The 18,277-nt window shown below is 61.6% G+C and carries 19 protein-coding genes; 7 read left to right on the top strand and 12 right to left on the bottom strand.

What is annotated here, in order from left to right; all coding sequences use genetic code 11:
* Positions 1–2: 2 nt before the first annotated feature.
* Genes pcaC through AB4Z38_RS18375 form a run of 3 tightly spaced genes read left to right on the top strand, consistent with a single transcriptional unit; the run spans position 3 to position 2,127 of the window.
* The gene (pcaC, locus tag AB4Z38_RS18385; RefSeq protein ID WP_441431035.1) at positions 3–407 is read left to right on the top strand and encodes a 4-carboxymuconolactone decarboxylase; all 405 of its coding nucleotides are present in this window, start codon (positions 3–5) and stop codon (positions 405–407) included.
* Positions 404–1,294, top strand: coding sequence for an NAD(P)-dependent oxidoreductase (locus tag AB4Z38_RS18380; protein WP_441431034.1), 891 nt, complete (start codon positions 404–406; stop codon positions 1,292–1,294). Before pcaC ends, AB4Z38_RS18380 begins: the two co-directional genes overlap by 4 nt.
* Before the next feature lie 47 nt (positions 1,295–1,341).
* Entirely contained in the window at positions 1,342–2,127 is a 786-nt protein-coding gene (locus tag AB4Z38_RS18375) for a carboxymuconolactone decarboxylase family protein (RefSeq protein ID WP_441431033.1), read from the top strand.
* Between the two features lie 428 nt (positions 2,128–2,555).
* Here the strand turns inward: AB4Z38_RS18375 and AB4Z38_RS18370 are convergent, their stop codons facing one another.
* From AB4Z38_RS18370 to AB4Z38_RS18350, 5 genes are all read right to left on the bottom strand, one after another.
* On the bottom strand, positions 2,556–3,143 hold the full coding sequence (locus tag AB4Z38_RS18370) for a hypothetical protein (protein ID WP_441431032.1): 588 nt from the start codon (positions 3,141–3,143) through the stop codon (positions 2,556–2,558).
* Positions 3,131–5,128 carry a primary-amine oxidase gene (locus tag AB4Z38_RS18365; protein ID WP_441431031.1) on the bottom strand — a complete coding sequence of 666 codons (1,998 nt, stop codon included), beginning with the start codon at positions 5,126–5,128 and terminating at the stop codon, positions 3,131–3,133. Before AB4Z38_RS18365 ends, AB4Z38_RS18370 begins: the two co-directional genes overlap by 13 nt.
* Positions 5,129–5,206: 78 nt before the next feature.
* Complete coding sequence (locus AB4Z38_RS18360; protein ID WP_441431030.1) at positions 5,207–5,476, bottom strand: hypothetical protein; 270 nt, start codon at positions 5,474–5,476, stop codon at positions 5,207–5,209.
* A gap of 298 nt (positions 5,477–5,774) precedes the next feature.
* Positions 5,775–6,929, bottom strand: coding sequence for a serine hydrolase domain-containing protein (locus tag AB4Z38_RS18355; protein WP_441431029.1), 1,155 nt, complete (start codon positions 6,927–6,929; stop codon positions 5,775–5,777).
* Between the two features lie 166 nt (positions 6,930–7,095).
* Positions 7,096–7,668: a TetR/AcrR family transcriptional regulator gene (locus AB4Z38_RS18350; RefSeq protein WP_441431028.1), complete on the bottom strand. Its 573-nt coding sequence runs from the start codon at positions 7,666–7,668 to the stop codon at positions 7,096–7,098.
* 308 nt (positions 7,669–7,976) lie between these two features.
* Here AB4Z38_RS18350 and AB4Z38_RS18345 point away from each other — a divergent pair, with 308 nt between their 5' ends.
* Together AB4Z38_RS18345 and AB4Z38_RS18340 are read left to right on the top strand one after the other, a co-directional pair.
* Positions 7,977–8,249 (top strand): hypothetical protein, encoded by a 273-nt coding sequence (locus AB4Z38_RS18345; RefSeq protein WP_441431027.1) that lies wholly within the window; start codon positions 7,977–7,979, stop codon positions 8,247–8,249.
* 220 nt (positions 8,250–8,469) lie between these two features.
* Entirely contained in the window at positions 8,470–8,628 is a 159-nt protein-coding gene (locus tag AB4Z38_RS18340) for a hypothetical protein (RefSeq protein WP_441431026.1), read from the top strand.
* A 683-nt stretch (positions 8,629–9,311) separates the two neighbouring features.
* Here the strand turns inward: AB4Z38_RS18340 and AB4Z38_RS18335 are convergent.
* The 7 genes from AB4Z38_RS18335 to AB4Z38_RS18305 form a co-directional block, all read right to left on the bottom strand.
* A complete protein-coding gene (locus tag AB4Z38_RS18335) occupies positions 9,312–9,746 on the bottom strand; it encodes a PaaI family thioesterase (RefSeq protein WP_441431025.1) in 435 nt (144 codons plus the stop codon).
* A gap of 157 nt (positions 9,747–9,903) precedes the next feature.
* On the bottom strand, positions 9,904–10,128 hold the full coding sequence (locus AB4Z38_RS18330) for an acyl-CoA dehydrogenase family protein (RefSeq protein ID WP_441431054.1): 225 nt from the start codon (positions 10,126–10,128) through the stop codon (positions 9,904–9,906).
* Positions 10,129–10,503: 375 nt separating this feature from the next.
* Positions 10,504–12,108, bottom strand: coding sequence for a long-chain-fatty-acid--CoA ligase (locus AB4Z38_RS18325; RefSeq protein WP_441431024.1), 1,605 nt, complete (start codon positions 12,106–12,108; stop codon positions 10,504–10,506).
* Positions 12,109–12,150: 42 nt separating this feature from the next.
* Positions 12,151–13,347 carry an acetyl-CoA C-acetyltransferase gene (locus AB4Z38_RS18320; protein WP_441431023.1) on the bottom strand — a complete coding sequence of 399 codons (1,197 nt, stop codon included), beginning with the start codon at positions 13,345–13,347 and terminating at the stop codon, positions 12,151–12,153.
* 83 nt (positions 13,348–13,430) lie between these two features.
* Entirely contained in the window at positions 13,431–14,687 is a 1,257-nt protein-coding gene (locus tag AB4Z38_RS18315) for an acyl-CoA dehydrogenase family protein (RefSeq protein WP_441431022.1), read from the bottom strand.
* Between the two features lie 114 nt (positions 14,688–14,801).
* Entirely contained in the window at positions 14,802–14,945 is a 144-nt protein-coding gene (locus AB4Z38_RS18310) for a hypothetical protein (protein WP_441431021.1), read from the bottom strand.
* Positions 14,942–15,490, bottom strand: coding sequence for a TetR/AcrR family transcriptional regulator (locus tag AB4Z38_RS18305; protein ID WP_441431020.1), 549 nt, complete (start codon positions 15,488–15,490; stop codon positions 14,942–14,944). The genes AB4Z38_RS18310 and AB4Z38_RS18305 overlap by 4 nt, the downstream gene beginning before the upstream one ends.
* Before the next feature lie 728 nt (positions 15,491–16,218).
* On the opposite strand from AB4Z38_RS18305, the gene AB4Z38_RS18300 reads away from it, so the two are divergent.
* Both AB4Z38_RS18300 and AB4Z38_RS18295 read left to right on the top strand, forming a co-directional pair.
* On the top strand, positions 16,219–17,436 hold the full coding sequence (locus AB4Z38_RS18300; RefSeq protein ID WP_441431019.1) for a serine hydrolase domain-containing protein: 1,218 nt from the start codon (positions 16,219–16,221) through the stop codon (positions 17,434–17,436).
* Positions 17,437–17,489: 53 nt separating this feature from the next.
* Positions 17,490–18,266, top strand: a complete 777-nt coding sequence (locus AB4Z38_RS18295; RefSeq protein WP_441431018.1) for an enoyl-CoA hydratase — start codon at positions 17,490–17,492, stop codon at positions 18,264–18,266.
* Positions 18,267–18,277 lie beyond the last annotated feature (11 nt).

Here is an 18,277-nt window from a genome sequence, read left to right as displayed (position 1 = left end):
CAATGGAAAACATCGGCACCCACAGCACCAGGTACGAAGAGGGACTGACCACCCGCAAAGAGGTCCTCGGCGCCAGCCACGTGGAGCGATCCCTCGGGCAGGTTTCCGAGTTCAGCCGCCCCATTCAGGAACTCGTCACAGAGTACTGCTGGGGCGCCATATGGAACCGCGATGGTCTTGACCGGCGTAGCCGCAGCATGATCAACCTTGCGATGCTCACGGCTCTGAACCGGTCACACGAACTCGAAGTTCATGTTCGCGGCGCCATCAACAACGGCCTCTCGCAACGGGAAATTCAGGAAGTTCTTATGCAGACAGCCATCTACGTCGGCGTCCCCGCCGCCTTGGAGTCATTTCGGGTGGCGGAAAAGGTTCTCACTGAAATGAAATTGAGCGAGACGTCATGACTACAACCGCATTCTTTGGCCTCGGCAACATGGGAATGCCAATGGTAAAACGACTCCTGGCGGCAGGACACAAGGTCCGCGGTTTCGATCTCGCCGAGGAGGCACGAACGCGACTGGCCGAAGCAGGCGGCACCAGTTGTGCGTCGCCAGCGGAAGCAGTTGCCGGTGCATCCACCGTCATCCTGATGCTGCCCAACTCCGATGTCGTCGAAGCTGTCATCATGAGCCCGGAAGTGAACGACAGCCTGACCAGCAACAGTCTGGTCATCGACATGGGCTCCAGCGATCCGTTCCGCAGCCAGTCCTTGGAACATCAACTTCGCCAAAGAGGCATCCGTTTCATTGATGCTCCTGTATCGGGGGGCGTGAGGGGTGCCCAAAACGGCACGTTGACCGTCATGGCAGGGGGAGACGACGAGGACCTCCTCGATGCCTCCGCTATTCTGAACTGCTTCGGAACCGTCAAGCGCGCCGGCATGGTGGGTGCAGGTCACGCGGCCAAAGCACTGAACAATCTCATGTCCGCCGCTCATCTGCTTGTTAGCAGCGAGGCCATCCTCGCCGGGCAAAGCTTCGGCGTGGACCCTTCGCTTCTATTGCAAATTGTCAATGACTCCAGCGGAAAAAGCGGCTCGACCGAGAACAAGTGGCCCAACTTCATTCTTTCCGGCACATTCAACTCGGGCTTCGCCCTGAAACTGATGCTCAAGGACATGAAGATTGCAGTTGACCTCGCTGACCGGGTCCATTCCGAGTCGAGGCTCAGCCACGCCGCCATCCAGCTTTGGGAAGAGGCGGCAGCAAACCTCCCGGACAACGCCGACCACACGGAAATTGCCCGATGGGTGGCTGCAACTTCGCAAGGATCCATAGTCAGCCAAAGATAGGGTTACTCATCCCCGCCGGCCCGACATACACGCAGAAAAGGACATCAATGGAACTGACAGCCCGCCAACAAGAAATCAAGCAAGAATTCATCAGCGTCCGCGGGACCTGGGGAGAGGCGTGGGAATCGATCCTGATTCTCAGCCCCGAGTTCCTGTCCGGCTACCTTTCCATGGCATCCGTCCCGTGGAAAAAGAATCACTTGGAAGACAAGGTCAAGGAGTTCATTTATATCGCCGTAGACAGTGCGGCAACCCACATGTATCTCCCTGGTGTTCGGCAACATGTTCGGGCCGCCCTTCGCTCCGGTGCCACGTCCGCGGAAATTATGGAGGTAGTGGAACTGGCCAGCACTCTGGGCGTGCACGCCATGAACGTGGGAGTTCCTATTCTGTGTGAGGTCCTTGATGAAGCCGGAGCGCGTCAGGCAAAAGAACCGCTCACCGAGTACCAGGAGCGGGTTAAGAAGGAGTTCACCGCGAACCGCGGCTACTGGAACAAGATCTGGGACGACACCTTGGAGCTTGACCCTGAATACTTAGAGGGCTACACCGAATTCTCCTCGGCATCCTGGAAACACGGTCCGCTCGAGCCCAAGGTCAAGGAATTGATCTATATCGCCTTCGACATTGCCGCCACGCACCTTTACGAGCGGGGAACCAAGCTGCACATGGAGAACGCGCTCCGTTACGGCGCTACGATCGAGGAAATACTCGAAGTCATGGAAATCGCTAGCGTTATTGGCATCCATGCAGCCACCACCGCCGCGCCGATCATTCTCGAAGAAGTCGCCGCCTTCGAAGCAGAAAAGACTGCGTTGCGACTGTCTTTGTGAACGAGGTGGGAATCGTCGTCCCAGGAAGTCTGTATGCCGGAGGCTGGCCCGGGTTCTGATAACCATATGGATCCACAGCTTTGACATATCTTCCGGGCACCCTTCCCGGGAGGGCTTGGTCTCCGGTCGTTCCTGACGTTGGCCTCGGGGTCGATGGTCGGCGACCGGAACACCGAACCGCGCCGCTACTCATACGGCGCTTCAAACGTCGATAATGGACGTTCTGTCGTCGGACTGGTCACAAGGATCTGTCATGTTCTGTGGTGACCAAACTCGACCGCTTGGGACGGTGCCTTTCCGACGCAAGGGACATGCTGAGGAGCTGACAGGCAAAGGGGGGTGGATCAAGGATAAGCTGACACGCCCCCGTCAGGATCGTCGAACGAGGCAGCTAATTGGTCGACGGCTTACCAAGTCTTCGCGAGATGTCATCCAATTCCTGTCAGGGACATGATCACCACGGAGAGTCCCATCGCTGCGGCTTCGATGCGGTTGCTGCGCGGTGATCCATGGCAACGTAGTGCCATCCACCCGCTCGCCGCCGCATAGAGCGCCGCGCCTGCGCTGAGCACCATGACCAGCGCGTCGGTCGCATGACCGTCGTGCGCGAAATGACTACTGTCCGGCATACGTCCGGACGCCATCGGATGGGTGTCCATGATGATGAGTAAGGCCGCTGTCAGGATGAGCCCAATATTCCGGTGCATGCCCATCCGGTTGCGGCTCACAGCGTCTTCGGCGAACCGGGAACCGGCGCGGGCAGGCGACCCGCCCTGTCCGCGCCGCGACGCGAAAGCGCTGCCCAGGGCCGCGACCAGCATTATCGCCGCCCAACCGGCTCCGGGGATCGGGCTTACGTGCAGGGCACTGTCTGCCATCGCGAGGAGCATGATCAGCGCGGTGATCATGTTCAGGGTCTTTCCGCGGGACTTGGCCGCGGCGGTGCAGCAGGCACCGACCGCGGCCAGGCCGACGGTCCCAAGGTGCAGGGCTTCGACCATGGTTAGTCGTGGCACCCATGGGTGTCAGCGGCGGCCGGGGTTGTGCAGTGTCCTGTGGCTGCTTTGTTGGGTGGGACGTTCAGGGCCGGGTTCTTGCCGAAAAAGCCGTAGGGTTTCAGGGTGAATTTGGCGTAGTCGGTGGGCATGACTGGCCAGTCTTCGGGGCGGGGGAAGTGCGTGGGTCCGAAGGTGTGCCAGAGGACGATGTCTTCGCCGTCCACGGACCGGTCCTGGGCGGTGAAGGCCGGGAGTCCGCCTCCTCCGGGGCTTTGGTGGACGAAATCCCCGGAAGCGTAGCGTTCGGCCGGGTCGTATTGGGTGACCCACAGGTGTTTGGTGGCAAAGGCTGCCCGCGCTGCGAGCGAGGAGTCCGGGTCGGCCATCAGGGTGGGCTTGTCATCCGGGTAAAGGACGTATCCGGTGGGCTGGCCCAGACGGTTTGTCTTCTCGGTGTTAACGATGTGCCAAGCCCGGCCTACGGAGCCCTTGGCTTCCCGCGATGCTGTTTGTTCGGTGGCCAGGCGCGTGACTGATTTGGTGAAAGCTTCTCCGCGGTCGTTGGTGTCGCTGTAGGGAAGACGCACGGCGTCCACTTCATCCACTGCGTTGGTGACCCCATCGACCATCATGTCGAGGCGTGCGCTGAACAGGTGCTGATGATACGGGGCACCCAACCCGGGTGCCACCTCGGAGTTATAGGGAGCGCCGGCCGCCGTGTAGCCGGACGTGAAAAGGACGCCGGTGAGCTTGGCCTCAAGCTCGATGGTGCCATCCAGGTAGAGGTACCAGTAAAAGCCGTAATCGTAGTTGCCCACAGTGGTGAAGCTGCTGATGACCAGGCGTCGGGAACGGCGGACCTCATTGGATCCGGTGAACATGTCGGAGTGCTTCCAGAGTGTCCCGAAGTCCTCTTCGTGCATGCAGATCCCGTTTTTGATGGTGTATGGGGTGCCGGCCTCGTCCGCGAGGACCGCGTCGAAGTACTTAATCTCGCCTACGCAGTCGCAGCCCAGCTCAAGTGAATTGGTGAACCGCCCGAACAGGTATTCGCCGAGGTCGAAGTAGTTCTGCCAGAACCGGATCGGGGAAGGATCACCGTAGGGCACGACCATCTCAGCGATTGAGGCGCGGTAAATGACAGGCCTTTCCTTCCCGTCGTCGGTGAAGGAAAGGTTGCGCAGAATAAGTCCTTCCCGGGCATCAAAGCCGATGTCGAACTTCCAGTTCGCCCAGCTCACCGACTCCCCGTCAACACTGAAGCTCGGACCTTCTGGCTGGGTGATTTCGATCGGCTTCAAAGACGTCAACGGTTCACCTTGCACCTTGGGGTCATCAAAGTTGCCGGACTCGGCCGCGATGGGCACCGCCCCTGTGTCGATAAGTCGCGTGATCTTGCGGTCTGTGGCGTCAACGTATGCGCACAGGCCCTCCAAAGGGTGCGCCCAGGGGTGGTCTTTGGGGTAGTCCTGACGGAACGCCAGAACGCGAACGATGCGCCGGCCGACTTCCTCCTCAAACCCGTAGGACCCTGCCGACAGCGGAATGCACATGACCTTCTCCGGAACCGTCCCGCGGTCGGCCAGGGCCTGAACCCAGCGAGGATCTTCGGCACAGATCCCGGCGATGGCGTCGAACTCCTCCAGCAGGATCGGGACCTGGCCCTCGCCAGGGTCGATGTCAACAGACCGGAGCACGCGGGCCTGATCGAGGGAGACGATATTGTCCGTGGCAGCACCGGTAGCCATATCCAGCAGCATCACCCGGGCAAGACGCTCAGGACGCGGACCGCCGCCCTTTTGGAAAGCAAGAACTTCCCGCTTATGCGGCTCCTCCAGCCCTACATACGCAAAACGGGTGGTGAGTGTGAAGGTGGGTCCGGCCGAGATGATCTCGCGGATCTGTACGAACTCTGAAGCTGTGAGGTTGGCCAACGGTCCGGCGGGCTGCAGGGTCAGCATTCCGGCGGTGCCTGTGGCGGCATCAGTGGAGGGGAGGTTCATGGGGGAAGTTCCTTAGTGCACTGTATGAGTGCGTCGGGTGGGGATTCGTGAAGGATGGAGTCTTGCAGGAGACAAGCTTCAGGGGGTAACGGCCTCGTCGAGGAACGGCTGCTCATCCAGGTCTTGCCCGGCACGGGGTTTGCGGCGCAGCGCCGCTGCCTGGATGAGTCCGACAACCGGGGCGGTGACGACTACCGCCAGAAGGGTGATGCTGACCGGGCCGAAGACGGCCGGGCCCGCGGCGTCAAGTTCACCCGCCATCAGCGGGAAGTACGCGAAAACGATTCCCACGACCAAGAGGAGTCCCGCCAGGCCCGGACATCGGCCCGCGTTTACATCAGGCCACATCCTCCTGCAACAGATATCAAACTACGCACGCTGTCGTTGCCCAGAAGGCCAAACGTTCACACTCCGCAGACCAGGGCGAGTAGCACCATGATGAGAGCCATATCGGTAGGCGCTGTTGCGGCAGCGATGAGGCGAATCGCTCCGGCGGCAGATCGGAGGCTAGCGGCGATGACAGCGCTGGCGCGTCGGATTCTCACCCGTGGTGCCCCTGGTGCGAGTCGGTGGCGCAGTGGCCGCCGCTGGTTGCAATCGGCGCGTTGAGTACGGGATTTCCTGTCGAACGCGGGAGAGCCACGGACTAAAGCGACTCAGCAATCGCTCGTAGGCACGCCACGTTCTCGACGTCCTGGTTCGTTGCCTCGTCAGGCGACGTACCATACTTCCGATTCGCCGACAACTTCACAATTACCGCTCGCGCCTCGGGAAGTACGTAGATCAGCTGGTTATAGACGCCGATAGCGGCGAATTCACCCTCGCGGATATTGGGAACCCACCACTGATAGCCGTAACCGAGGCCGATTGGATGAGTACCAACGATCGCGGCGCCCGCCTCCCGGATGGGTGAGTCGACTGTGACGGAGTCCTTCACCCACGATTCTGGGACTACCTGCTCGCCGAACCAGTTGCCGCCATTGCGGTAAAGCTCGCCGAGACGGGCGTAGTCTCGCGAGATGAGGTTGAGTCCGGCGAATGACATCTCGGTGCCGAGGGAGTCGGTGATCCAAGTCCCGTCGGCCTCGAAACCGAGCGGCTCGATGAGCTTTTCACGCATGTATTCCGACAGACTGCGGCCTGTGACCCGAGCAATAAACGCGCCAAGTACTTGAGTTTCGCCGGAGTTATAACGGCAGACCGTCTCGGGTTCGCTCTCACGCGTCATCCTCGCGATGAACCCGTCAAGTCCGTTTCCTTCACCGACGAGAGCCCCGGACAGTTTGAAGATATCCGAGTCAGTGTCACTGTAATCCTCGTTCCATCGTGCACCCGACGACATGTGCAGGACATCCCTGATCGAAACTCCGTCGTACGCGGATCCGGGTTCCACCGGCACGTAGGCACTGATGGACTCGTCGATGGAGGAAAAGAGCTTTTCCTCGAGCGCAATACCGACCAGGGCCGAAACAAAGCTCTTAGCGACCGACATTGACAACCACGGAACATCTACCCCGCCCGTGAGCCAGTACTTCTCGAAGCGAATCGCGCCGTCCTGCAACACCAAGAGTGCAGCAGTGTCAGTGTCGGCAAGGAATTGCGTGGTCGAGCGTTTGACTCCCTCGAAGTCGTAGCTCGTGGGAAGCTCGGCGTCCTCGCCTTGCGGCCAGGGCCGTGGCTGCGTTGCCGCGCTCATTACCGTGTTCGGTACGAGCTCGCTAATGCGGCTGAAATTCTCATGCTGCTCGGCTCCGGTGAAGAGTCCAAATTCGAGCATGCTGCGGTGGGGGTATTCGGGCACGATGAGATCCATTCGTTCTGCGACATGGGCGGGCCGTCTGCCTGGCTCGTCAGTTCCAAAAGTAACACTACCAATCGGTACGCGTACCGATTGGTAGTCACATTTCACGCGTTCTTAACACGCCGGAAACGTGCAGCCCTCCGAACCCTTGCCTCAACGAACGAAGTCAGACTGTTGTGCTTCCGCCGCGGCTGCGCACATCCACTGCAACCGCCTTTGCAAAGCGGCGCATCGCGCGATCCGCGCGGGCCTCGTCTCTCGTCAAAATGAGCTCGACCGCCGCTCCCCGATACTGCGCCACTACAAGTGTCGTGACAATGTCAGCCTCATCCGCACTGAGACCAAAATGCCTCATGAAAGTTTGCACGATCGGCACCGTTAGATCCTGAGACAGGGAGCCGCGAATTTGGTTACGGTCGACGCCCCTGTAATGCAGATCAGCCACAAGCTCGTATAACAGAGGAAACTGATGCACATTCGACCCGCAAGTCAGTCGCTTCCAAACGTCAAAAACGAAGTCCTCGAGTTTTGTTACTCCGGAAGCCAGCGGCACACCCGCTCCGACGGTGGTCCTGACGATGTCGGCCCTGATCTTGTCGACGACCTCATGGATTAGAGCCTCTTTGCTCTCAAAGTGACGCAAAAGAGTCGCGTGGGTCACCCCAACCGCGACCGCAGCAGGCCGAAGAGAAAATTCCGCCAAACCAAATTCGAGAATGTACTCGGCGAGGGCGGCCACGATCTCTGGACGCCGATGCTGGTGACGCAGAGCACGACCGTCGATTCGGTCGGACGTCGATCGGGGTATCTGAACACTCACTCTATGGACTATAGCTGTCGAAGCATGGCGTGCAAGCGATCTTGCGACGACGCAGCCGCCCTGCTCCCCTTCCAGCGACCGTCGAGCTGCTCGACTCGTCGTAGGAGGGCGCCCTGGCCGTCCGGACCCTGACGGCCTACCTCGCCAGAACGCAACTAGGGAGAGAACCCATGCAGCCGGCAGGTCTTGCGCATCTGTAAAGGGCTGGGATCCCCTGCTGGAGCCGCATGGAAGTTACCGGCACTGGCAGCTCGGACGCAGGAGTGGCCCTGATGAATTACCTGCTCGGAGCTGCAGCACAGTACGCCGCGACCTCCGGCAAGGTGGCCTCCCGCATCGACAGGACGGCCTACCTCGAGGCATTCGCGGCGGAGCTGACCCGGATAGACCCGGACACTCACGAGATCGTTACGGCCTTTCTGGAGCACCGGGACAGCGCGCAGTTCCTCGCCGGCATCGAGGCCGCGAACACCTCGACGAGCCGGCCGCCTGACTATTGACTTCAATACGCATGGTCCGCACGGCGACTAGAAGGCTAAGTCGGCGAACCCCTGATTTTTGGGACGCGTTTTTGGTGGCTGGGTCAGATTCGGGGCTGAGCGGCCAGTCCCATGATGTGGGTGAGGTTGTCCATCGCGGCTTGGAAGGAGCGCGTGGCGGCTCGAAGCCTCGTTGGTGCCGGGGTTTCCAGGTCGGCCAGGCCGGTGAGGGCAGCCGGTCGTGAACGGCGCTGATGAACATGGCGGTGGAAAGGCCGGTGTGAGTGACCCGGTAGCGGTGGGAGTGTGGGATGCGTTCGGGGAGGCCGTGGTGACGAAGCCGGCGCAGATCATGGGTCGTCTGCCCGACGGTAACGGTGCCGGGGTGCGTTCCACCTAGCCGTGCGGTGAGCGCGGGCAGATCCCGCTTGATGGACCCGTCCGGTTGCAGCTTGAACACTGGCAACGCGGACAAGAGTGCGTGGCTTCGTTGTTGCCCGAGGCGCAGTCCAGGGATCCGGCCCCAGCGGCGGTGATGACTGGGTCGGTGATGGCCGTAGTGCCTGGGTTCCGGTGATCGGGTCGTGGCTGATTCTTTGGACGCGTAGCAGGCGCCTGTTGGCAGTCAAGCCGATCTCCCGCAGTGCGGGCATGTTTGCCAGTCGTTTGCCGATTCGGAAATCGTGGCTGTCGTTGATTATTGTCTCGGTCCGCAGGGCCCCCCTTCCTTGTGGTACTGCTTGATCGTGGCATTGCTTATATCCGACGTGCAGGCTCGGGGCGAGCCCGTCGGTGATCACCCTGGTCCTGAACCGGCCCGGGGGTGGACGGGGCCCTGCCCTCATCAGCCGGCGGCCGAAGACCAAGCCCACCTGGTCCGAGTGGCCGAAACAAGGTTTCCCGGGGATCACCTTCTCTAAGAGCATTCGCCCCGACACCGGACTGTTGAGCATCTGCGTCAAAGAGATCTCCGCCTTCAACACCGAGACGTAGAGGCGACAAATGCACGGGGCTCCTCAATTGCAGTTGATGCGAGGGTCTCTAAATCGGGTTTAGTGTCGTAGCGGGCCGCGCATCAAGGCGTTATGCCCTCGGCTCAACATTCTGCAATCTGAGACGGCCCTGCGCGAGCACTTGACCATCGGCCGCCCGCGAGATCGTGACCTCCCACAACTGCTGGACATTGCCCTGCTGAATCGGCAGTGCGACAACCTCGGCGCGACCCTCCTTGGCGCCCCTGATGAAGTCGGTTGCGTTGTGAACACCGACCGCGATGAGACCCCGGTCCGCGACCGCGGCACTCGCACCGATGCTTGCGGCAGACTCCACTGCTGTCAAGTACACTCCGCCGTGCACAATTCCCCAAGGAGTGTGGTGGTCAGATCCGAGGTCGATCCAACCCGATACCCTGTCTCCTCGCGCCTCGACGATATGGAGTCCGGCAGCGGTGACAAATGCGCTCGACTTGTCCAGTGACAGGCCAGGAGTGGTCTCGTGTGACTTGTCCGTACTGTTCATGACACAACTTCTTTCGTCTTGGGTGGGTTGATGTGGGGGAGGAATTAAGAGGTGGCGGGCCGAAGTCCAGGGCCGGAAGGCCGGTACAGCCACCCCGTATGACAGGTCAATCTTCACTGGGAAATTGAAGTTCGTTCTCTCGACTGCGATCGAATCGTCACGGGTCGGTGGCTTGTTCATCACGCGAACGCCGGCTTACCCGTGATCGGCGCCCGACAATCAAGGCATTGATCTCGCGGGTCCCCTCGAAGGAGTATTGAGCTTCAGCATCCATGAAATGGCGCATCACCACGTGCTCGACCACGATCCCATTCCCGCCAACCACTTCGCGGCACAGAACAGCGGCCTCTCGACACTGGCCAAGGACCACTAGCTTCGCCATCGATGAATGCTCCGACTTCTGCCTGCTCTCGTCGTGCATCCGCGCAACGGACACGGCGAAGGCAGGGCCGATATAACGTTTCCGCGTGCTCACACCGGCAGGTCCTGGACGAGCTGGAATTCTGCGATTGGTCTGCCGAACTTGTCGACGGTGCAGGGGCACGAGCGGGCCTTCTCATACGCCCCCCATGGCGTTTCCGGTTGCAGAGAAGGCGACTTCCAGACGCGACTGGCTCAGGACCCGGGCGGTGTCGGCGAACGAATTCGCATGCTGGAGCCTGAAGGATTCATCGAGCCAGACGTCCTCGAGCTTGACGTCTGCATTCTGAACCGTCCTGAGGGCTGCGGTGGGCCAGCGTCTCGCAATCGGTGTAGCTCATTTCGTCGCCCTTTCCGGAGCCGATGCTGGGGAGTTCAGGTCTTCGGCGTAGTGGGCGGCGAGTTTCCGCTTGAGGATCTTGCCGCTGGGCCCCTGCGGCAGCTCTGTCATCAGTTCGATGATGCGCGGGTACTTGTAGGCAGCTAGCCGGTCCTTGGCGTAGGCGACCAGTTCCTCGGCGGTGACGGCGCTGCCCGGGATCGCAACGATAGCGGCGGCTATTTCCTGGCCGTGCACCTCATGGGGAATGCCGAAGACGGCAACGCTGAGGACCTGCGGGTGCTGGTTCAGGACTTCTTCGACTTCGCGCGGATAGATGTTGTAGCCGTTGCGGATGATCATGTCCTTCTTGCGATCCAGGATGTGCAGGTATCCGTCCTCGTCCTTGATTCCGAGGTCTCCCGTGCGGAACCATCCCTCCACCACCGCCTCGGCTGTGGCCTCTGGTCGGTTCAGGTAGCCCTTGAACAGATTGTGTCCGCGAACCACCAGCTCTCCGAGCTCGCCACGGGGAAGGAAGTTGATAGAGTCGGCGATCTCGGGGCTGGCGATCTCGACGTCCACGCCCCATACGGGGGTTCCGACAGTACCCGGTCTCGGTGTTGTGCCCACATGGTTGAAGGCGGTCACGGGGGAGGTTTCAGTCAGGCCGTAGCCCTCGTAAACTTCCACTCCGAAGGCCTCGCGGAATTTCTCCAACACGGCCAGCGGCAGCGCCGAGCCGCCGGAGATGCCGTAGCGCAGACCTTCAGGCCGCAGTGGAGCGGCCTTGGCGGCTTCGAGCAGTGCCACGTACATGGTGGGCACGCCGAAGAACACGTTGATCTTGTGTTTGTGCAGCAGTTGCAGGGCGGCGTCCCCGGTGAACCGCGGACACATCACCAAGGTGGCGCCCGCGCGAAAGCCCGCATTGAGCACGCACGTCTGGCCGAAGGTGTGGAAGAGCGGCAGGCCGCCGAAGACCATATCGCCCCGGCGGAGGTCGAGAGTCCCGGTCAGCAAAACGTTGACCTGTTCCACGAGCGCGAAATGGGTGCCCAAGGCACCTTTGGGTTTTCCGGTGGTCCCGGAAGTGTACATGATGGTCGCGGTGTCCTGGGGCCTGCGCGGGACGTAGCTTCGGATCGCGGACGCGGCGGCTGCTTCTGCTTCCAGCCGGGCGGGGCCGGCAGCACTCTCGGGTGCCAGAACGCTCAGAATGTCGATACCAGCCGCCAATGCGGCCGCGGCACCCTCCGACAACAGCTGCGCAGCGCAGATCAGCAGTTTTGCGCCGCTGTCGCGCAGCACGTACTCGATCTCGCCTGCCTTCAGCAGTGCGTGGACGGGGACCACGACGCCTCCAAGGGCCAAGACGGCGTAGTAGACGCGAGCGAAATCGGCCCCGTTGGGGATGAGGATGGCGACGGGGTCCCCGGGGCCTACGCCTCGGTCGCGCAGGGCCCCGGCATAGCCTCGGGTCTGGTCCCACATCTGGCCGTAGGTGATCTCGTCGTCTCCGACGACGAGGGCAGTGGAGTCCGGGAAACGGGCTGCCGACTCGGCGAGAATGGCCGCGACGGAGATGCTGCCTAACCCGTCGTTCTGGGGGGTGTTGGTCATTATGGCTGATCCTTTTTGATTGGACGTAGGAAATGCGGTCGGCTATGCCTTGAGGATCAGGGCGTCGCCCTGTCCGCCACCGCCGCAGAGGGCGACGACGCCCGCGCCACCGCCGCGCCGCACAAGTGCCAGCGCCTGGTGAAGGACAAGTCGGGCGCCCGATGCGCTAACGGGATGCCCCAGCGCGATGGCGCCGCCGTCGGTGTTGACACGGTCCGTGTCGACGCCAAGATCCCTGGCGGACTGGATGACCACCGAGGCGAAGGCTTCGTTGATCTCGATCAGATCGAGGTCCTCGGCGTCCAGTCCTTCACGTTTGAGGGCCTGTTCGATGGCCCGTGCGGGTTGGGAATGTAGCGAGCCGTCAGGCCCGGCCGTCTGTCCGTGCGCGCCGATCTCGGCGATCCACTCCAGGCCGGCCGCTTCGGCCGCCGCCTTGCTGGCGATGACCAGCGCGGCAGCGCCGTCGGAGAGGGGGGAGGAGGAACCGGCGGTAATGGTCGCCTCTGCACCGGAGGCGAAGGCGGGCTTGAGCTGGGACAGCAACTCCGCCGTCGTTTCCGGTCGGATGCCCTCATCGGAGTCGAGTACCAGAGCTGGTCCTTTGCGCTGGGGGATTTCAATCGGTGCGATTTCCTGGGCCAGAATGCCCGCTGCGCGGGCGGCCTCCGCGCGCTGGTGAGAACGGGCTGCAACTTCGTCCTGTTCGCGGCGGCTGATGCCGCGGCTGACGTTTCCGGAATCGGTGACAGTGCCCATCAGTTCCCCGCTTAGGGGGTCCTGGAGGCCGTCGTGGTTCAGAGAGTCCACTAGGGTCGTGTCTCCGATGGCGACGCCCGCTCGCAGGCCCTTAAGCAGGTGCGGGGCGTTGGTCATGGATTCCTGGCCGGCAGCAACGATGAAATCGGCCTCCCCAGCCCGCACCATACGCGCGGCGTCGATCACGGCGGTGAGACCGGAGAGGCAGAGCTTGTTCACCGTCACGGTGGGTACATCCCAGCCGACCCCTGCAGCCAGGCTCGACTGTCGGGCGGGGCCCTGACCAGCTCCGGCCTGGATCACCTGGCCGACAATGACGGCTTCGATCTGTTCGGCCCGTACGCCGGTGCGTTCCAGCGCGGCGCGGATGGCGTGAGCACCGAGCTCGCTCGCGGAGAGGGGGGCAAGCCCCCCGCGGAACCGTCCGAACGGGGTGCGGGCGCCGCCGAGGATGACGGGAATGTGTGCGTCTGAGGACATGTTTGGCTGCCTTTCGGGGGTGGAAGATCACAGATTTGGTAGAGGGCACCTTGTTTCATCGGTGCCAGTAATGTGCGCGTCGTTCAGGCGAACGCAGAAATCCCAGTGATGTCGCGGCCGATGATCAGGGCCTGGACTGTCTCGGTGCCTTCATAGGTATGGATCGCCTCGATGTCGGCCAGGTGCCGGGCCACGCGGTTTTCCAACAGGATGCCGTTGCCGCCAAGCAGGTCCCGGGCGTTGGAGGCAATGGAGCGGGCGGTGCGCGTGCAGGTGAACTTGACCAGGGAGGCTCGGGCGGGTGTGAGCTGGCCGGCTTCATCAAGTCGCGTCATCTGCGCAGCCATCAATTGCATCGTCACCAATTCGCTCTGCATCCGGGCCAATCGTTCTTGGATGATCTGCGATGCGGCCAGGGGGCGGCCGAACTGCTTTCGCTGTGCCGCATACTGCACTGCCGTTTCGTAGCAGGCGGTTGCGTGCCCGACGGCGGACCAGGCAACGCCGAGGCGGGAGGCCAGGAGCACGCGAGAGGTGTCCTTGAAGCTGCGGGCCAGAGGAAGTTCGTTCTCGGTCGGGACGAAGACGTTCTCCAACCGGATATGAGCCTGCCAGATAGCCCGCAAGGACAGTTTGCCCTCAATCGTGGTTGCGGAGTATCCGGGGGAGTCCTGCGGCACCAGGTAGCCGTGCACCTGACCGTCGTCGGCGCGCGCCCAGACTACAGTGACGCCGCCGATCGAGCCGTTGCCGATCCACTTCTTCTCCCCGTTGAGGATGATTCCGCCTCGGGTGGGCGTGGCGGTGGTTTCCAGTCCCACGGAATCCGAGCCGTGTGTCGGTTCGGTCAGCGCGAACGCTCCGTACTCCTCACCTCGGGCCAGCGCTGGCAGCCAGCGGTGCTTCTGCTCGGGCGAGCCACAGTATGCGACAGATCGCAGGGCCAGACCCCCCTGCACTCCAACCACGGTACCGATCGATCCGTCGCCTCGACTGAGCTCCATCGTCACCAGCCCTGCGGCCATCTTACTCATGGGTTCGAAGCCCTCAACGTCAATCCCGTCCCGGAGCAGGTCCAGATCTCCCAGGCGCTTGATCAAATGCAGGGGATAGTCGCTGCGGTTCCAGTAGTCGCTGATTACCGGCAAGATCTCCTCAGTGGCGAAAGTTCGGGCACGGTCCCGAAAGGTCCGCTCCGCCGGGCTGATCGAGCTGAAGACTCCTGCTGGATCGATTTCAACCGCTCCGCTCAGCACATATTCGGGTTCGATCGTTCCCGCCGGGAAAGTGCCCGGCATGTCAGCCGGATCCTTTTCCGCGGGCGTTGACTGCGTCGTCATAATTCGGTCCTCGGATCGCCTCGGTTATTGCTCCCGAACACAACGAAAGTGACGGAGCCCATAGTTATGATCACGTGGAACTGAGTCTCATGTCAAGAGATTCAGTTTCACAAACTAAGCGAGGGCGCGGGTGACCGCCTCGAGGATGGCCTGCTTGCTCGCACCGGCCTCGTGCACGGTGACGATCACCGCAGACGGTCGATCCTGGGACGGAGATCCATAAAGCGCGCGGCGGAAGGTCTCGGCTAGCGCCTTCAACTCATCGGTGAGCCTGCTCCTGACCTCTGCGGTTGGTTTAGCGTCCGGGAACGCAGCCACTGGCGAAGGAACGCGTTGTGGACAGCCACCGTTGCAGCCGCCACGGCGACAGCGCCGTAATCCCTGCTCCCACTCACCGGAAGGTTCTCTTGGAGATGCAGGCGCAAGGCTCGCTCGTAACGGTGCGAAGTGACGAGCTCACGGTCCCGAAGGGCTGGCACACGCTGCAGAAGCTGATACCTGGCCAGCGATGTCATGCGGTGACTCACATGCTGATCGAAAACCATAGCCGCAACATCGGCCACGGCCAGCAGCGGTTCCGTGGTGCTGTGCGAGAGGTAGTCGCTGAGGCGGCTGAGAATGCGGTCATGGTCGGCGAATACCATACCCTCCTTGGACCCGTACTTCCGGAAGAAGGTACTGCGGCTGATACCTGCCGTCTCGGCAAGCTCATCAACTGACGTGACCTCATAGCCCTGCCGGACCAGCAGATCGATTACCGCGGCAATTGGCGGAGGCTCGTCATCACGGGAATCGTTCGCCACTCGCGTGAGTCCAACACGTCCACAAGCTGCGGGCTTGGCACTGCTGCGAATGCACTCAGCACCCCGCCCACGCCGCCGTCACCCGCATCTGGTTGGGCCGGCAGGCGCACGTTGGGGGTGGAGGTTGACGATGCTGCCGGTCCTCCGCAGCTCTCGAGACGGGGGGTTGCCCATGCGGTGGCCGCATCCTGTCGAGGTCGGGAAGGGTGTTCTGAACGGCGATCGCTGCGCGGTGGGCGGTGCGTAGGAGGCCGCTGCTCGACCGCGCAGTGGCAGTGGGCGTGGCGCCGGGAGTCTAGGTTGTTGCTGAAGTACTGGGGCTGCGCAAGGTCAGAGTCGTGGCCGCCGGTCGACTCAGGCACAAATTCGAGCAGCGATCACGGTTAAGCGTGCGTTGACTGTCAGGTTGCCGGATCGAGCACTCGAAGTAGCGCATTCAGGGCAGCGTCGACCCGACCGCGATCACCGGTTAGGAGCGGATCGAGCTGCAAGCCCCGGAATTGGGCGAGCAGCAGTGTCGGGACGGTGCTGGTAGCGCAGGGTGCGCCCGTCAATTCGCGTGTAATCAGCCATCAGCATCCCTGCTGGAGCTGCTCGAAAAACAGACTCTTGCCGTTCTACCTTGGCGTACCGTATGGTACATGAACCATGTGGTACCCCTAAATGTCTTCCACATGAATGCCCACACCATACCCGGGAGACCTACCCGGCTCCCGAAGAGGAGCATCATGATTCAACGCCGAAAGACAACTGTCGGGTCCTTCATGGCACGCTACATCATCCGGAAAATTTTCATGCGGAAGCCGGCGTCGTTCGCCGACATCGGCTTATTCACCGGTGCTCAACAACATGGCCACCTGATGCGCCTAGACGAGTTGGCGCCCGTCAGCCGGATGCCGGCGTCGAAGATACCGCATCCACTTCACGTGGGTCCGGGAATCGACATTCCAAGGTCCTACAGTTTTGCTGGATCGGTTCGGTCGACTGAGGACTTCCTCGTCGATACGGACACGTCGGCGCTTCTCGTGCTCGTCGACGGGGTCGTGCGTTACGAGCGCTACCTGCTCACGGGCGGGCCCCGGGTCAATTGGCTCTCGATGTCCGTTGCCAAGAGCGTCGTCTCGGCGCTGGTGGGCATTGCAGTCGACGAGGGCCACATCCGGAGCATCGACGAACCTATAAGCGACTACGTCCCAGTCGATCCTGGATCGGCCTATGACGGTGTTTCCATCCAAAACGTGCTGCACATGTCCTCGGGTGCCCGGTGGAACGAGGACTACAACGATCCCAAGTCGGACATTCACCAAGTGACCGCGGCGATGCTGGGTTCGCGAGGGGGACTCAACGGATTCGTGGCGCGTATGGTCAAGGAGTCCCATCCTGACACAATTTGCCGCTACAACTCCGGGGATACCCAAGTGCTTGGCGCCCTAATCGCGCGAGCAACTGGGCGGACGGTGTCCGATTATATGACTGAGAAATTGATTGAACCACTCGGCTTCGAGTCGCCGAGCTACTGGGTCACCGACATGCGCGGGACCGAGATGGTCTACGCGGGGCTCAACCTCATCGCCCGGGACTATGCCAAGTTTGGGGAACTTTACCGCAACAATGGCATCGGGCCAGACGGTCGACGCATCCTTTCGACCAAGTGGATCGAGGCTTCGACAAGCATCAATTCTCCCGTCCGCACGCCTGGACGTCCGATCGTTGGTGATCACGAGTTCGAACTGGGGTACGGATATCAGTGGTGGATACCAGCCGGGGGCCAAGGCGACTACTGTGCGATAGGCGTGCTCAACCAGCTCATCTACGTGAACCCGTCGAAGGCGGTGACTATCGTCAAGCTCTCGGCGAACCGACAATATGGGACGTCGACCGGCGAGAGCACCAATCGAGACCTTGAGAACGTCGAGTTCTTGCGAGCCATCGCTGCCTCTGTTTAGCCGCTGCCTAAATGCGGCGTGATTTACACACTACTACCGGGGAGGCCCACGAGATGAGCAACGAAATCCTCACCGCGTTCACCGAAGGCGTCATGACCGTCCGGATCGATCGACCGAGCAAGAAGAACGCTCTTACCATCGAGATGTACTCTCTTCTCGCCGATGCGCTGGAGGTTGCACAGAACGATCCTGCGGTTCGGGCGGTCTTTCTGCGGGGCCACGAGGATGTGTTCAGCGGCGGCAACGATCTATCTGATTTCCGAAACACGCCACCCAGCGGCGCTGGTGAGGAGCGTCCGGTTTGGAGATTCCTGCGATTGCTCAGCACAGCTTCCAAGCCGATTGTCGCGGCAGTAACTGGACCGGCCGTCGGCATCGGGACCACGATGCTTCTCCACTGCGATCTGATCTACGCCAAGAGCACAGCTCGCCTGCAGCTTCCGTTTGTCAACCTCGCCCTGGTACCGGAGGCGGCGTCGACGCTGTTGCTGCCCGCGGCGTTGGGCCATCAGCGCGCGGCCGAGTTGCTTCTTCTCGGTGAGCCCTTTTCGGCCCGGAAGGCACAGGTCTACGGCATTATCACCGACGTGGTCGCGGACGAAGCTGATGTGTTCGAAATCGCGATGGCGGCGGCAATGAAGCTGGCTGCCAAGCCCCCGGCGGCGGTGCGCCTGACAAAGCTCCTGCTCAAGCAGGCAACTGCCGACGCCATTGCTCACCGCATGCAGCTTGAAGGCGCACATTTTGACGAGCGCCTAGCGTCGGCAGAAGTCGGGGAGGCGCTCGCAGCTTTCTTAGAGAAGCGCGCCCCCGACTTTTCACACTTCTAAACGAGGAACCA

It is taken from the genome of Arthrobacter sp. 2RAF6 (assembly GCF_052115205.1).
In the GTDB taxonomy this organism is placed as follows: domain Bacteria; phylum Actinomycetota; class Actinomycetes; order Actinomycetales; family Micrococcaceae; genus Arthrobacter.
The sequence above is the reverse complement of the archived record's forward strand: the minus strand, read 5'-3'. Positions and strand labels throughout refer to the sequence as shown.

What these genes read in the sequence shown, in the direction of transcription:
- pcaC (WP_441431035.1), top strand. Translation starts at nt 3, where the DNA reads ATGGAAAACATCGGCACCCACAGCACCAGGTACGAAGAGGGACTGACC.
- AB4Z38_RS18380 (WP_441431034.1), top strand. Translation starts at nt 404, where the DNA reads ATGACTACAACCGCATTCTTTGGCCTCGGCAACATGGGAATGCCAATG.
- AB4Z38_RS18375 (WP_441431033.1), top strand. Translation starts at nt 1,342, where the DNA reads ATGGAACTGACAGCCCGCCAACAAGAAATCAAGCAAGAATTCATCAGC.
- AB4Z38_RS18365 (WP_441431031.1), bottom strand. Translation starts at nt 5,128, where the DNA reads ATGAACCTCCCCTCCACTGATGCCGCCACAGGCACCGCCGGAATGCTG.
- AB4Z38_RS18360 (WP_441431030.1), bottom strand. Translation starts at nt 5,476, where the DNA reads ATGTGGCCTGATGTAAACGCGGGCCGATGTCCGGGCCTGGCGGGACTC.
- AB4Z38_RS18345 (WP_441431027.1), top strand. Translation starts at nt 7,977, where the DNA reads ATGGAAGTTACCGGCACTGGCAGCTCGGACGCAGGAGTGGCCCTGATG.
- AB4Z38_RS18335 (WP_441431025.1), bottom strand. Translation starts at nt 9,746, where the DNA reads ATGAACAGTACGGACAAGTCACACGAGACCACTCCTGGCCTGTCACTG.
- AB4Z38_RS18330 (WP_441431054.1), bottom strand. Translation starts at nt 10,128, where the DNA reads ATGGCGAAGCTAGTGGTCCTTGGCCAGTGTCGAGAGGCCGCTGTTCTG.
- AB4Z38_RS18325 (WP_441431024.1), bottom strand. Translation starts at nt 12,108, where the DNA reads ATGACCAACACCCCCCAGAACGACGGGTTAGGCAGCATCTCCGTCGCG.
- AB4Z38_RS18320 (WP_441431023.1), bottom strand. Translation starts at nt 13,347, where the DNA reads ATGTCCTCAGACGCACACATTCCCGTCATCCTCGGCGGCGCCCGCACC.
- AB4Z38_RS18315 (WP_441431022.1), bottom strand. Translation starts at nt 14,687, where the DNA reads ATGACGACGCAGTCAACGCCCGCGGAAAAGGATCCGGCTGACATGCCG.
- AB4Z38_RS18300 (WP_441431019.1), top strand. Translation starts at nt 16,219, where the DNA reads ATGATTCAACGCCGAAAGACAACTGTCGGGTCCTTCATGGCACGCTAC.
- AB4Z38_RS18295 (WP_441431018.1), top strand. Translation starts at nt 17,490, where the DNA reads ATGAGCAACGAAATCCTCACCGCGTTCACCGAAGGCGTCATGACCGTC.